The organism is Mediterranea massiliensis (assembly GCF_900128475.1).
Taxonomy (GTDB): domain Bacteria; phylum Bacteroidota; class Bacteroidia; order Bacteroidales; family Bacteroidaceae; genus Bacteroides; species Bacteroides massiliensis_E.
In genome coordinates this window covers 157,365-171,989 of the sequence record NZ_LT635834.1, presented here as the reverse complement: position 1 = coordinate 171,989, position 14,625 = coordinate 157,365, and the positions used below count along the sequence as shown (strand labels likewise).

Here is a 14,625-nt window from a genome sequence, read left to right as displayed (position 1 = left end):
GTTGTGTGTAGTTATCTTTTCTTCCATTTATTGGAGTTTCTATGTGGAGGATATAAAATATGAAAAAGTGGAGAATGAGATGATGCCATTTGAACGTATATATATAGAAGAAAATATGCATGAGGCATTGTTGAATAATAATCGGCCCGTTGACATACCGGAAATAAAGGATTCGATAGCGTTGATATGTTATTACTCTTCTTTATCATGTACTAGTTGTATAAATTAACGTGAGTTCGAAATAAAAATAAATATATTTCAGTGATAATTAGAAACATAGCGATAAAAGTATTAAATTTATAGTGCTGAATTATAAGATTTAAACGATTACCACTATGTTTCCAGAGTCTAAAGTTACAGAGATTTATTGTATGGCCGATGATTTTTGCAAGGAATTTACATTGCAACAGGAAAAATATATGATTGAGGATAAGAAAACCAGGCATCGTAACAAGCCTAACCGTATGAATGATGCTGAGATTATGGTTATTCTAATCCTGTTTCACTCCGGTGGTTTTCGCTGTTTCAAGCATTACTACAAGGAATATGTCTGTAAACATCTGAAACACCTTTTCCCACGTTTGGTATCCTATAACCGTTTCGTAGAACTGGAGAAGGAAGTGCTGCTTCCTCTGACCATTTTTATCAAAAAGATTCTTTTGGGGGCATGTACCGGCATCAGTTTTGTCGACTCCACTCCTTTACGTGTCTGCCGTAACCAAAGAATCCTTATTCATAAGACATTTGAAGGACTTGCCGAGCGTGGAAAATGTTCTATGGGATGGTTCTTCGGATTCAAACTACATCTGATAATCAATGACAAAGGGGAAATCCTCAATTTTATGTTTACTCCTGGAAACGTGGATGACCGGGAGCCTTTGAAGCAGGGTAAGTTTCTGGAAAACATCAAAGGAAAACTATGTGCTGACAAGGGATATATTGGCCAGGCTCTCTTCGAGAACCTTTTCCTTAATGGCATTCAGCTTGTCACTAAAGTTAAAAACAATATGAAGAACTCGCTGATGAGCATTGCCGACAAGATCCTGCTCAGAAAAAGGGCCTTGATTGAAACGGTCAATGACGAGCTGAAGAACATTGCACAGATAGAACATTCCAGACATCGTTCGTTCAATAACTTTATAGCCAACTCTTTGTCGGCTATAGCAGCATATTGTTTTTTTGAAAAAAAGCCCGCCATTGATGTAAACTTTGTCAATGACGGACAACTGGCTATTTTCTAATTTTATATCGAACTCACGTTAAATAGATATTGAAATTTATAAAGGGGTATATATGATTGAGAATAAGATGATGAGAAAAAGCTTGTACATACTTTTGGGCAGTCTGCTGGTGGTATCCTGTTCTTTTCCTGAAAAGAAGGGAGAAGGACAGGAGGCTGTCGGCAAGGTCTTGTCGTATGCAGAGGCTTTGCCGTTGCGGCAGAAGTATTCGGATCTGTTCTCCCGGGTGGAGATTGTTCCGCTGGACACGGTGGCCGATTTTCTGGTGGCCGACATCCGTCAGTTCCGTTATGCGCTCAACCGCTTCTTTGTGCTCAGCGGGGACGAACTGCTTGTCTTCGACCGTCGGGGAAAGGGAATGGCGCGTATCGACCGGCGCGGGCAGGGCCGGGAGGAATATCTGTCCATCCGGGGATTTGACGTTTCGGAGGAGGACAGCACGGTTTGCCTGTTGACTTTTCCTCCCAAGCTGATGTATTTCTCGTTGGACGGTACGTTTGTACGCGAATGCGTGATGGAGAGCCGGGGATTTGAAATGGCACTTTTGCCGGATCGTTCGGTGGCTGTCTATGCGGATAACGTGAAGAGAGGTGATACGGAGAAACCTGCTTTGCTGGATACGTATCGGGCGGAGGGTCTCAGGCGGAAAAGTTTTGTGCAGGGGTATAGTCATTGGGAAGGGAAGCTCATCCCGTCCTATCAGCAGAAACGCGTCTTTACACATTTGCCGGATGATAAGGGGATTTTGTTTTCCCATCCGTTGTCCAACCGTATTTATTCCCTCGCTTCGGCCGATACGGTGGAGATCAAATACACCTTGGACTTCGGGAAAGACAATCCTCCTCAGGATACGCCCGACAGGGTGCGTCCGGAAATGCCAGTGACGGATGTGGTGAAGAAGTATTGGCCTGTATACGGATTCAACAGTTGTTGGGAAAACAGCCGTTATCTGTATGTTCAGGCATTTGTCGGTGGCGAATGTACGGACTTGCTATATGACAAGCGGTCCTCCCAATTCTATGCCGGATGGCTTGAGAACGATTTGCTTCAGTGCCAGATGAATCCGGTGGAAGCGACCGATACCTGTTTGGTTGGTTATGTTCCGACGGACAATCTGGTCCATTTGAGCGAATATCTCCGGCTGAATCCGGACCAGAAGCTGTCGGAACAGACGAAACGGTTGATGGAGTGGGCAGACCAGGTCGGGAATCCGGTGGTTTGTCTGTATTGGAAGGAAAGCGAGACATCCCGCTCATTCCATAACCCACTTATAAAGAAGAAGGTTCTTGGCGAAGATACGAATTAATTTGTTTGCGGCAATACGTTTGCCGCTGTCCCGGAAAGATTTTCAGGAGATTTGTATCTTTCCGGCACCCGCTGGGGTGCGCTTGCGAGACAAATCCCATCAATACCAATTTAAAACAAAATTACAATGAAAAAGAATATAATGAAAGTTGCTCTTGTAGCAGCCGTTGCCGCAATGGCAGGTTATGGCGTTTATGCCCATCAGACAAAGGAAATGATGTCGGACGTGATGCTGGAGAATGTGGAGGCACTGGCGACAGATGAAAGTATTGAAGGAGGTGGAATTACTCTTATTTGTTATACAACATTTACTCCTGCTGATTGGTTTCATGAGGATCAATATTTCATTAATTGTGATAATTGTATGCGGGATAAAGGACGAGATTTGAGAGACCGATCTGAATGCAATAGATAGTGATATAATTTTTGTAATATTAGAACTTGCATAACTTGAAGGGGCTTCCATGATTATGTTCATGTGTTACATGCAGATAATTTTGTTGAATGCCAGTTTGGGTTATCTGACAAATGGTTGAATCATGAAAAAGTTAATTCTTTTCTTTTGTGTCGTCGGGCTTTGTTCCTGTTCCCGTCAAACCGCTACCCATGTGTATACTTCTTTTGAAACAACGGATACGCTGGTCGCCCAGGTGCATTCCATCCCTCCTGTCATGCTGTATCCGAGGGGGGTGTTTCTGGACGGTCCTCGTCTGGTCGTTTTCAATGACAAGATGGATACCTGTTTTCAGGTGTTCGACCGTAACGATTTCCGGTATCTGTACAGTTTTGGTGTATTGGGTGAAGGGCCCGACGATTTTCAGTTGCCTGCAGGGCAATTTGCTGGCCAGCATGCGGGGAAAACTTTTGTGACAGATATGGACAAGTTGAAGTCCATCTCTTTTGAATCGGGAAAACCAGTCGTTTCCGTCCATCCGCTTCCTGTGCAGCGTAGCTATTACAACGGCTTGATGATGCTGGCCGATTCTCTGTACGTCTGTGAAGCCGACCACGAAGATTCCAAAGAATATCTTTTTATCCATCCGGACGGAAGTCAGGAGCTGAAAGTCGATTATCCGGAAACCGAAGAACGTTTCGGGAGTGTGTTGGCCCGTAATCAGGCGTATGGACGATTGGCTGCAGCCCGTCCTTCAGGGGAGTGTTTCGCCTCTTTCTATGTGTCCGACCGTCGTTTCCGCATCATCGACCGCTCCGGAAATATTCTGCATGACATCCTGTTGGACATTGCTCCCAGAGACCCGCAGATTCCTGTAGCATCTGATGAACGGCGGATTCATACGCTGTCAGTCTATGCAACACAGGACCATATCTATACATTGAACTTGGATATGAAGCCCGAAGAAATCTATAGCCGGAAGAGCCTTCCTTCCATTCAAGTATTTTCGTGGGAAGGAAAACCATTGGCGCAATGGTTCCTGGACCGTTTTGTCAGCTCGTTTGTGGTGGATGAGGACAGGCGGATCATCTATGGCGTGTTTGCCGAGAATGAGGCGGAAATATATACTTTTGGCTGGGGCGATGATTGAACGGATGGCATTTCCGGTATTATATTCCGGGTCGGATGTTTGGCGCTTTGTCTGTTTTTGCCTACCTTTGGTCTCTGTCTATAACAAAAATGGATGGAAACAAAAATACGCTATAACGATTTCCCGACTTTTCTGAAGCGGTTCTTCACTGGCAAGGTGCAGAAGATTTCAATCAATGCAGGATTCACGTGCCCCAACCGCGACGGGACGGTGGGCTACGGCGGATGCACGTACTGCAACAACCAGACGTTCAACCCGGAATACTGCCGTACGGAGAAACCGGTATCCGTACAGCTGGAGGAAGGGAAACGCTTCTTTGCACACAAGTATCCCGAAATGAAGTATCTGGCCTACTTCCAGGCCTACACCAACACCTATGGCGAGCTGGAGATGCTGAAGCGCAAGTACGAGGAGGCGCTGGCGGTGGACGACGTGGTGGGGCTGGTCATCGGTACGCGCCCCGACTGCATGCCCGACACCCTGCTGGACTACCTGGAAGCGTTGGCCCGGCGGACGTTCGTGCTGGTGGAGTATGGCATCGAGAGTACGCTGGACCGCACCCTGCACCGCATCAACCGCGGACACACGTGGCAGACGGCGGTGGATGCCGTGCAGCGTACGGCTGCCCGCGGGTTGCCCGTAGGCGGGCATGTCATCCTGGGGCTGCCCGGCGAGTCGCGCGAGGACATGCTGGGGCAGGCCGCGGATATCTCGCGTCTGCCTCTCGACACGTTGAAGCTGCACCAGCTGCAACTGATACGCGGCACCCGCATGGCCCGCGAGTACGAAGAACGGCCCGAAGACTTTCACCTGTTCAACGACGTGGACGAGTACATCGCGCTGGTGGTGGACTACATCCAGCGTCTGCGCCCCGACCTGGTGCTGGAACGCTTCGTGTCCCAGTCGCCCAAAGAACTGCTCCTCGCACCCGACTGGGGACTGAAAAACTACGAATTCAACCATCGTCTGCAAAAAAGAATGAAAGAACAGGATGCCTGGCAGGGAAAGTTGTATAATCCATAAAATAGTCGTACTTTTGCACCACGTATCAAGAATGGAATGAATCCAAATAAGACAATCAGTATATGGACCAAAAAACATTGATTAAAGGAAAAGTACATTATGTGGGTGTGAATGACCGCAACAAGCACCTCTTCGAAGGCATGTGGCCGCTGCCCTACGGTGTTTCTTACAACTCGTATCTGATAGATGACGACATCGTGGCGCTGGTCGACACCGTGGACGCCTGCTTCTTCGAGGCGTATCTGCGCAAGATACGCTGCATCATCGGCGACCGCCCCATCCAATACCTCATCATCAACCACATGGAACCCGACCATTCGGGATCCATCCGCCTCATCAAGCAACACTATCCCGACATCGTCATCGTGGGCAACAAGCAGACTTTCGGCATGATCGAAGGCTACTATGGCGTGACGGGCGAACGCTACGAGGTGAAGGACGGCGACTTCCTTGACCTGGGCCACCACAAGCTGCGCTTCTACCTGACACCGATGGTACACTGGCCCGAAACGATGATGACCTTCGACGAGACCGACGGCATCCTCTTCTCCGGTGACGGCTTCGGATGCTTCGGCACGCTGGACGGAGGATTCCTCGATACGCGCATCAACCTGGACAAGTATTGGGAAGAGATGGTGCGCTACTACGCCAATATCGTGGGCAAATACGGCAATCCCGTGCAGAAGGCACTGGCCAAGCTGGGACACCTGCCCATTACGGCTGTCTGCTCGACCCACGGACCGGTGTGGACGGAGAACATCGCCCGCGTGGTGGGCGTCTACGACCGCTTGAGCCGCTACGAGGCCGAGGAAGGCGTGGTCATTGCCTATGGCAGCATGTACGGCCATACGGAACAGATGGCCGAAGCCATTGCCGCCGAGCTGTCGGCACAGGGCATCAAGAACATCGTGATGCACAATGTGAGCAAAAGCAATCCGTCGTACATCCTGAAAGATATCTTCAAATATCGTGGCCTTATCGTGGGCAGCCCCACGTATTGCAACCAGATTTATCCCGAAGTGGAGTCGCTTCTCTCCAAGATACTGCTCCGCGAAGTGAAGGGACGCTATCTGGGATGGTTCGGCTCGTTCACCTGGGCCGGAGCTGCCGTGAAGCGTATGGCCGAGTTTGCCGAGAAGAGCAAGCTGGAAATCGTGGGCGACCCTGTGGAGATGAAGCAGGCCATGAAGGAGATTACCTACGAGCAGTGCGAGCACCTGGCCCGTGCCATGGCCGACCGCCTGAAGAAGGACCGGGAATAAGCGGTTAACGGTTAGTGGTTAGCGGTTAGTAACCATCCGGACGGACATTTACCATTGACCATTCATCATTCACCATTACTATTATTACTAACCTTATAAATTGATCAGACATGAGACTAATCATTCAGCCGGATTATCAATCCGTATCGAAGTGGGCAGCTCACTATGTAGCTGCAAAAATCAAGGCTGCCAATCCTACAGCAGAAAAACCCTTTGTACTGGGATGCCCCACCGGTTCTTCTCCCCTGGGGATGTACAAGGAACTGATTGACCTGAACAAGAAAGGACTGGTATCCTTCCAGAATGTCGTTACCTTCAACATGGACGAATATGTCGGTCTGCCGAAGGAGCATCCCGAAAGCTACTACTCCTTCATGTGGAACAACTTCTTCAGCCACATCGACATCAAACCGGAGAATACCAACATTCTGAACGGCAACGCTGCCGACCTCGACGCTGAATGCGCCCGCTACGAAGAGAAGATCAAGTCGTACGGCGGCATCGACCTCTTCATGGGGGGTATCGGCCCCGACGGACATATTGCCTTCAACGAGCCGGGTTCTTCCCTGTCGTCGCGTACCCGCCAGAAGACGCTGACGACGGACACCATCATCGCCAACTCCCGTTTCTTCGACAACGACGTGAACAAGGTGCCCAAGACGGCTCTGACCGTAGGCGTAGGTACGGTGCTCAGCGCACGTGAAGTGATGATCATTGTCAACGGACACAACAAGGCACGCGCCCTGTATCATGCCGTAGAGGGTCCTGTGATGCAGATGTGGACCATCAGCGCTCTGCAGATGCACGAGAAGGGCATCATCATCTGCGACGATGCCGCTACCGACGAACTGAAGGTGGGTACGTACCGCTACTTCAAGGACATCGAGGCCGACCATCTGGATCCCGAGTCGCTGCTGAAGTAAAACTATTTAAATGGAGAATGAAGAATTAAGAATGAAGAATTTCCAAGCGTACGGAATAATTCTTCATTCGGAAGCAGAGCTTCCATTCTTCATTCTTCATTTTTTTATCCTTCCTCCAGCCATCCGGCTCCCTGGCGTACAATCTCCGCTTCGCTCTGCGTGCAATCCACTACCGTAGAACCTTCCGTGCCTCCGATGCCTCCGTCGATGACGAGGTCCACTTGGTCGCCCCATTTCTCGTCAATCAGTTCGGGGTCGGTGACGTACTCGATGTCGTCGTGCTCCTCATGAGGCAGGGTGGTGGTCATGATAGGAGCGTCCAGCAGGCGGGCTATCTCCTGGATGATGGGATTGTCGGGCATGCGGATACCTACCTCCTTGCGGTTGCGGAAGATTTTGGGCAGGCGCGTGGTGCCGTTCAGGATGAAGGTGAACGGGCCGGGCAGGTTGCGCTTCATCAGCTTGAAGGTGGCGTTGTCCACCTTGGCATACTCACTGATGCTGCTCAGGTCGTAGCAGATGATGGAGAGGTTGTTCTTCTTGGGGTCGATGCCCTTCAGGCGGCAGATGCGCTCGATGGCACGTTCCTTCAGCCCGTGGCACCCGATGGCATACATCGTGTCGGTGGGGTAGATGATGAGGCCGCCGTCGTTCAGCAGGTCGACCACGCGCTGCAGGTCGGCGGGGTTGTTGTTCTTGTTGTAAAGTTTCAGAAGCATGGCATTTCAGGGGCTTGGTTTCCGCAAAAATACGGATTTTTTTCCTTGCCTGTGCCTATTCCTTCCGCATTTCCTTGTCCAGCTTCTTGATTTTCTTCCATGCCTCCTTGAACTTGGGGTAGAGGGCCACGGCCTTCTCGTAGTTGCGCAGGGCGGCTTCCTTCATGTCGTGCTTCAGGCACTCGTCGCCCATGTTGATGTATTCGCGGGCATATTTCACGAGAGTCTTCTCCTTTTCGAGGGCGGCGGCACGCAGGGCACGGTTCTCTTCGCGCAGGCGGTTGATGACGTTCAGCTTGCGGCGGATGAGGCGCTGGGCGGCGGGTCGCTCGATGTCGTAGCGTGAGTGGATGGCTTTAAAGAAGGCCGTGAGGAAGGTGTCGAAGTCGCCCTGGTCAAAAGCCTTGGCCGCGGAGGCATATTGCACGTCGGCCTGTGCCTGCTTCAGGGCGCGGTCGATGGCCTGGCGGTTGTTGAAGCGTTCGGCGAACTGTACGATTTCGGGGCGGACGAAGACGTCGGCACGGCTGACGGGCTTTCTCAGGCGGATGCCTTCGAGCGAGGTGCAGCGGCTCAGGGCCACGTAGGTCTGCCCGCCCGCAAAGACACCGCCCGTGAAGTCGATGACCACGCGGCTAAATGTCAGTCCCTGGCTCTTGTGGACGGTGATGGCCCACGCCAGACGGACGGGAAACTGGGTAAACGTGCCCAGTTCTTCTTCCTCGATCTGCTTCTTCTCTTCGTTGTAGGTGTAGCGGATGTTGCGCCACGTCTCGCGGCGTACGTCGCAGGCACGGCCGTCGTCGGTGGTGATGTAGAGCGTCTCGCCGTCGAGGTCGAAGCCGCTCACCACACCGATGGTGCCGTTCACCCAGCGGCGTTCATAGTCGTTCTTGATGAAGATGACCTGTGCGCCGGGCTTCAGCACCAGTTCCTGCGAGGTGGGCAGGCTGCTTTCGGGAAAGTCGCCATGCACTTCGCCGAGGAAGCTTTCGGGCTGGCCGGGCAGCTCCCTGAGGCGGCGCTCGTTGATGTAGTCCACGTTGTCGCGGCGGGTGGCCAGGGTGATGTAGAGGTCGTCGGCATCGGCGGGTTCGGCAGCCGTGGTGTAGCGCGTGTTGAGCAGTTGGAGGTCGGCGGCACCGGCGGTGTTGTTGCGGATGTGGTCCAGCACGCCGATGAACTGCGGGTCGCTCTGGCGGTATACCTTCTGCAATTCAACCGACACCAGCTCTATCTGGCTGAAGACACGGGCCGAGAAGAAGTAGGGCGTGGGGTAGAAGCGGTTCAGAATGTCGCGCTCGTCGGCCTTCACCACAGGCTCCAGCTGGAAGACATCGCCCACGAGCAGCAGTTGCTTGCCGCCGAAGGGTTCGCGCAGGTTGTGGCTGTAGACGCGCAGGATGCGGTCGACGGCGTCGATGATGTCGGCCCGCACCATCGAAATCTCGTCGATGATGACCAGCTCCAGCTCCTCGAGCAGCTTGCGGTGGGTCTTGGTGTATTTGAAGAACTCATGGATGCGTCCCTTTTGCAAGCTCAGGTTGGGGTCGTCGGGCAACAGGGGGTGGAAGGGCAGCTTGAAGAAGCTGTGCAGGGTGCTTCCGCCCGCGTTGATGGCGGCGATGCCTGTGGGGGCCAGCACGACGTGCTTCTTGCGCACGTTGTCGCAGACGTAGCGCAGGAAGGTCGATTTGCCCGTGCCGGCCTTCCCCGTCAGGAAGAGCGACTGGCGGGTGTACTTCACGAGGTTCAGGGCATCCTGAAACTCACGGTTGCTGGTGTCGGGGAGGAAGGAGGGCAAGTTGTCAGCGGTTAGTGGTTAGCGGTTAGTGGTTAGTATGTAGTGGTTAGTTACTAATCGTTAATCACTAACCGCTAACCACTTCATTATGCCTTTGGCAATTCCGTCCTCGTCCACCGTGTCGGTGACGTAGCGGGCGGCGGCCTTCACTTCGTCGCGGGCGTTGCCCATGGCGATGCCGATGCCCGCGTGGCGCAGCATGGGGATGTCGTTGCCTCCGTCGCCGAAGGCAAGGGTGTCCTCGAGGCGGATGCCGAAGTGACGGATGATTTCGTCCATGCCGCGCTGCTTGGTATTGCCGCGGGCGGTGACGTCGACAAAGGCCGGATGCCAGCGGCCCATCTCGCAACAGGAGAGCGATGGCAGCACTTCCGCCTCCTGCGCTTCGTCGAGGAAGGGTGTCAGCTGAAAGATTTCCTTGCCGTCGATGGCTTCGTGGAGGGGCGTGTCGGGGATGGGGACGGTCACCTTGAGGTGCTCGTAGAAGATCTGGCGCACGCGGTCGTCGGGCTGGCAGACGCAGATGTCGTGTTCGCCCACCACGATACAGGGAATGTGGCGATGGGCACAGTAGCCGGTAAGCGTGCGGACGTCGTCGGTCGGTATGGCGCTTTTGTAAATCACCTCATCGCCTACAAAGCAGTAGGCTCCGTTCATGGTGACGTAGCCGTCTATCAGCCCCAGATTCTGCAGGGCGCCGAGGTTGGTGATGATGACGCGCGGGCGGCCGGTGGCGATGAANGATGTCGTGTTCGCCCACCACGATACAGGGAATGTGGCGATGGGCACAGTAGCCGGTAAGCGTGCGGACGTCGTCGGTCGGTATGGCGCTTTTGTAAATCACCTCATCGCCTACAAAGCAGTAGGCTCCGTTCATGGTGACGTAGCCGTCTATCAGCCCCAGATTCTGCAGGGCGCCGAGGTTGGTGATGACGACGCGCGGGCGGCCGGTGGCGATGAAGAGGCGGTGGCCCCGGGCCTTGGCGGCAGCCAGTGCCTCGACGGCCGAGGCGGGTATTTCGTGGGTACGGAAGCTGACGAGCGTTCCGTCGATGTCGAAAAACAGAGCTTTGGTCATACGTTCATTTCTTTACGGGGGACAAAATTAAAGATTTTAGGTGGAATATTCGGTTGCATTCTTGTCCCTTTTTCGGGAAATGGCAAAGATATTTTGTACATTTGTCGCCCCTAACCAATAACTATTCTTTTCTTATGGACAAACATTCTTTGAAAGACTGGCTGGTGGCCGTGCGCCCCTGGTCGTTTCCCGCTTCGGCGATGCCTGTGGCGGTGACGCTGGCCTACCTGTACTGGATGCAGCAAGACGTGAACTGGACGAACGGTGTGTGGGCACTGCTCAACATCATTGTGTTTCATGCCGCAGGCAATACGTGGAGCGACTACTTCGACTACAAGCACCACGTGGACCGCGAAGATACCCACGGCGTGTGTACGCTGACGAGCGGCCTCTTCCGCCCGCAGGAGATCTTCCGCCTGTCGCTCTCGCTGCTTGTGGTGGCGCTGGCGGCAGGCATCGGACTGCTGGTGCGCACGGGCCTTCCTTTATTATATATAGGTATAGGCGGAGCGGCCTGCACGCTGCTCTATCCGGCGCTGAAGTACCGCGCGCTGGGTGATGTGGTCATCTTCGTGGCCTATGCCCTGCTGCCCATGCTGGGTACGGCCTATGTGGCTACGGGCTGGGTAGACTGGTCGACAATGTGGGTGGGCGTCCCTGTGGGGCTCATCACGGTGGCCATCCTGCATGCCAACAATACGCGCGACATGGAGACCGACGTGCGGGCCGGCATCCACACCCTGGCCATGACGCTGGGCGGACGCGCTTCGATGCTCCTCTATTGTGCCGAGGTACTCTTTCCCTTCGGCTGGGTGGCCGGATGTGCCGCAGGCGGTGTGTTCCCCTGGTGGACGATGCTGGTGTGGCTGTCCCTGGTGCCGGCGCTGGGCAATGTGCGGCTGATGGGCCAATACTCCGTGGCGGGCATGGAGGGCATCTCGCGCCTCGACGAGCTGACGGCCAAGCTACAGCTGCTGTTCAGCCTGCTTTTGGTATTGTCGTTCGTGTTGGCCCGTGTGTTGTCATGAAGAAGCTGGTGTTTCCCATCCTGTTGGCCGCCGTGCTGTGGGCGGTGATGTTCTCGCCCCTGACGGCGCCGCATGTCAACTTCTGGCTGATGATGACCCTCTCGGCCCTGACCCTCTCCGTGCTGTCGCTCCGACTGGATGCCGGGTGGCGGCGCGAGGCGGACGGCGGCTGGAAGGACCTGCTGCTGGGTGTGGGCATCGCTGCCGTGCTGTGGGGTGTCTTCTGGACGGGCGACAAGGTGTCGTCGTGGCTTTTCGACTTTGCCCGTCCGCAGGTCAATCTGATTTATGGCATGAAGGCGGGCGAGTCGCCCTGGCTGCTTGCCGTCCTGATGCTGGTACTGATCGGTCCGGCCGAGGAAATCTTCTGGCGGGGCTACGTCCAGCGCGCGCTCTCCCGCCGTTGGAGTCCCGATGCGGGCTTCGTGGTGACGACCTTGATCTATGCGCTGGTGCATGCCGCTTCGTGCAACTTCATGCTGGTGATGGCTGCGCTGGTAGCCGGCGTGGTGTGGGGCGGCCTTTACCGTCTCTGTCCGCGGCGCATGTGGGCCATCATCGTGTCCCATGCCGTGTGGGATGCGGCGGTGTTCATCTGGTTTCCCATCTGATGAAGTGTGGCAGAAAGTTTTATAAATGTTTTCAGGCGTTTTTCAGGTACTACCTGAAGACCTTTCAGTCCCTGCCTGAAGACCCTTCAGTCCATACCTGAAGACCTTTCAGGTCAGGCCTGAAGACCTTTCAGGTTTTCGGGAAATGTGACCTGAAAAAATGAGTGCTGATTATCAGGTTATTAATATAAATATGAACAGAAGGTACTGCTTGTGCGGCACCCGATAAAAAGAGTTGGAAAATGATTTACAATTTTGACGAAGTGATTGACCGTCGCGGCACCGATTCGGTGAAGTGGGACGGCATGAAGAGTGTATGGGGACGCGACGACCTGACGGCCATGTGGGTGGCCGACATGGACTTCCGCACGCCGCCTTTTGTGATGGAGGCCCTGCGCCGCAGGCTGGACCACGAGGTGCTGGGCTATACGTCGGCCTGCGAGGGCTGGGACACCACCATCTGCCGCTGGGTGCAGAAGCGTCACCAGTGGGACGTGCGACCCGAGTGGCTGACGTTCGTGCCGGGCATCGTGCGCGGACAGGCCTTTGCCCTGCTGTGCTTCACGCAGCCGGACGACAAGGTGCTGGTGATGACTCCTGTCTATCATCCCTTCTTCCTCGTCACCGAACGCCTGAAGCGTGAAGCGGTGCGTTCGCCGCTCGACCTGCGCGACGGGCATTATCACATCGACTTCGACCGTCTGCGCCGTGATGTGCAGGGCTGCAAGGCGCTCATCCTTTGCAATCCCCACAATCCCGGCGGACGCGTGTGGACGGTGGACGAGCTGCGCCGGATAGCCGACATCTGCCGGGAAAGCGGTACGCTGGTCATCTCCGACGAAATCCATGCCGACCTCACCTTGCCGCCCTACAAGCATCATCCCTTTGCCACGGTGAGCGAGGCCGCCGCATCGAACTCCGTTACCTTCATGGCACCCAGCAAGACGTTCAACATGCCCGGTGTGCAGAGCTCCTTTGCCATCGTGCCCGACGACGGCCTGCGCGAACGCTTCCAGGCCTTCATGGAGGCGGGCGAGTTCAGCGAGGGGCATCTCTTTGCCTACATCGGCTGCAAGGCCGCCTTCGAGCATGGCGAGGAGTGGCTGGAGCAGGTGCTGGCCTATATCCAGGGCAACATCGACTTTACCGAGACCTATCTGAAGGAACACATCCCCTTCATCGGCATGATACGCCCGCAGGCTTCCTACCTCATCTTCCTCGACTGCCGTGCCCTAGGACTCGGCCAGGAGGAGCTGGAGCATCTATTTGCCGACAAGGCCCGCCTGGCCCTGAACTCGGGCACCATGTTCGGCGAGCCCGGACGAGGCTTCATGAGGCTCAACGTGGGCTGCCCGCGCCAGCAGCTCCGCAAGGCCCTGCAACAGCTGGAGATGGCGGTGAACATGCGCTAACCTGACTGGAAGGAAAGATGGAATACAAGGTTTATCTGTTTGACTTCGACTATACGCTGGCCGACTCGTCGCGGGGCATCGTCATGTGCTATCGCCGTGTGCTGGACCGCCATGGCTATACCTCGCCGACGGACGACGACATCAGGCGCACCATCGGCAAGACGCTGGAAGACTCCTTTGCCCTGCTGACGGGTGTGACCGATGCCGGCCGCCTGGCCGAGTTCCGCCGTCAGTATGTGAAGGAAGCCGACGGCTGCATGACGGCCAACACGGTGCTCTTCCCTGAGACGGCCGGTGTGCTCCGCCGCCTGAAGGCCGCCGGGGCGAGGGTGGGTATCATCTCCACCAAGTACCGCTACCGCATCCGCGAACTGCTCGTGGCCCGGGGACTGGACGATGTGTTCGACATCATCGTGGGCGGCGAGGACGTGTCGGCCGCCAAGCCTTCGCCCGAGGGAGTGCTGATGGCGTTGGACCGCCTGCAGGTCTCCCGCGAAGAGGTGCTCTATGTGGGCGACAGTGCGGTCGATGCCGAGACGGCCCGGGCGGCAGGCGTCAGCTTCGCTGGCGTGACCCACGGCGTGACCACGGCCGAAGAGCTGTCCGCCTATCCCCACCGGCTGGTCATGGACAGCCTGGAGTCTCTGCTGCCCGATGCCGGGACGGCGGAAAAAT

At 54.8% G+C, this 14,625-nt stretch carries 12 protein-coding genes and 3 pseudogenes; 11 read left to right on the top strand and 4 right to left on the bottom strand.

Going from position 1 to position 14,625, the window contains the following annotated elements; translation table 11 throughout:
* The first annotated feature begins 335 nt into the window (after positions 1-335).
* The 7 genes from BQ7483_RS02025 (at position 336) to nagB (ending at position 7,298) form a co-directional block, all read left to right on the top strand.
* On the top strand, positions 336-1,241 hold the full coding sequence (locus BQ7483_RS02025; RefSeq protein ID WP_072544654.1) for an IS982 family transposase: 906 nt from the start codon (positions 336-338) through the stop codon (positions 1,239-1,241).
* Between the two features lie 52 nt (positions 1,242-1,293).
* On the top strand, positions 1,294-2,547 hold the full coding sequence (locus BQ7483_RS02020; protein WP_083535622.1) for a 6-bladed beta-propeller: 1,254 nt from the start codon (positions 1,294-1,296) through the stop codon (positions 2,545-2,547).
* Positions 2,548-2,673: 126 nt separating this feature from the next.
* Complete coding sequence (locus BQ7483_RS02015) at positions 2,674-2,961, top strand: NVEALA domain-containing protein (protein ID WP_022021265.1); 288 nt, start codon at positions 2,674-2,676, stop codon at positions 2,959-2,961.
* A gap of 124 nt (positions 2,962-3,085) precedes the next feature.
* Positions 3,086-4,090, top strand: a complete 1,005-nt coding sequence (locus BQ7483_RS02010) for a TolB-like 6-bladed beta-propeller domain-containing protein (protein WP_139247501.1) — start codon at positions 3,086-3,088, stop codon at positions 4,088-4,090.
* A 93-nt stretch (positions 4,091-4,183) separates the two neighbouring features.
* Positions 4,184-5,113, top strand: coding sequence for a tRNA modification radical SAM protein MnmL/YtqA (locus BQ7483_RS02005; RefSeq protein ID WP_072544652.1), 930 nt, complete (start codon positions 4,184-4,186; stop codon positions 5,111-5,113).
* Positions 5,114-5,175: 62 nt separating this feature from the next.
* The gene (locus BQ7483_RS02000; protein WP_072544651.1) at positions 5,176-6,375 is read left to right on the top strand and encodes an FprA family A-type flavoprotein; all 1,200 of its coding nucleotides are present in this window, start codon (positions 5,176-5,178) and stop codon (positions 6,373-6,375) included.
* Positions 6,376-6,485: 110 nt separating this feature from the next.
* Complete coding sequence (gene nagB / locus BQ7483_RS01995) at positions 6,486-7,298, top strand: glucosamine-6-phosphate deaminase (protein WP_022021261.1); 813 nt, start codon at positions 6,486-6,488, stop codon at positions 7,296-7,298.
* A 104-nt stretch (positions 7,299-7,402) separates the two neighbouring features.
* On the opposite strand, the gene BQ7483_RS01990 is transcribed toward nagB, so the two are convergent.
* The 4 genes and pseudogenes from BQ7483_RS01990 to BQ7483_RS18295 all read right to left on the bottom strand — a co-directional run.
* Positions 7,403-8,017 (bottom strand): L-threonylcarbamoyladenylate synthase, encoded by a 615-nt coding sequence (locus BQ7483_RS01990; protein WP_072544650.1) that lies wholly within the window; start codon positions 8,015-8,017, stop codon positions 7,403-7,405.
* A 55-nt stretch (positions 8,018-8,072) separates the two neighbouring features.
* Positions 8,073-9,821 carry an ATP-dependent DNA helicase gene (locus BQ7483_RS01985; protein ID WP_072544649.1) on the bottom strand — a complete coding sequence of 583 codons (1,749 nt, stop codon included), beginning with the start codon at positions 9,819-9,821 and terminating at the stop codon, positions 8,073-8,075.
* A 60-nt stretch (positions 9,822-9,881) separates the two neighbouring features.
* Positions 9,882-10,562 (bottom strand): annotated as a pseudogene (locus BQ7483_RS01980) (Cof-type HAD-IIB family hydrolase); the annotation flags it as partial.
* Positions 10,563-10,785: 223 nt separating this feature from the next.
* Positions 10,786-10,899: pseudogene (locus BQ7483_RS18295) on the bottom strand (HAD hydrolase family protein); the annotation flags it as partial.
* 134 nt (positions 10,900-11,033) lie between these two features.
* Between BQ7483_RS18295 and BQ7483_RS01970 the strand changes: the two are divergent.
* The 4 genes and pseudogenes from BQ7483_RS01970 to BQ7483_RS01955 form a co-directional block, all read left to right on the top strand.
* The gene (locus BQ7483_RS01970; RefSeq protein WP_072544647.1) at positions 11,034-11,927 is read left to right on the top strand and encodes a prenyltransferase; all 894 of its coding nucleotides are present in this window, start codon (positions 11,034-11,036) and stop codon (positions 11,925-11,927) included.
* Positions 11,924-12,538 carry a CPBP family intramembrane glutamic endopeptidase gene (locus BQ7483_RS01965; RefSeq protein WP_072544646.1) on the top strand — a complete coding sequence of 205 codons (615 nt, stop codon included), beginning with the start codon at positions 11,924-11,926 and terminating at the stop codon, positions 12,536-12,538. The genes BQ7483_RS01970 and BQ7483_RS01965 overlap by 4 nt, the downstream gene beginning before the upstream one ends.
* Positions 12,539-12,780: 242 nt before the next feature.
* On the top strand, positions 12,781-13,950 hold the full coding sequence (locus tag BQ7483_RS01960; RefSeq protein WP_072544645.1) for a MalY/PatB family protein: 1,170 nt from the start codon (positions 12,781-12,783) through the stop codon (positions 13,948-13,950).
* A gap of 17 nt (positions 13,951-13,967) precedes the next feature.
* A pseudogene (locus tag BQ7483_RS01955) lies at positions 13,968-14,600 on the top strand (HAD-IA family hydrolase); the annotation flags it as partial.
* Between the last annotated feature and the right edge of the window lie 25 nt (positions 14,601-14,625).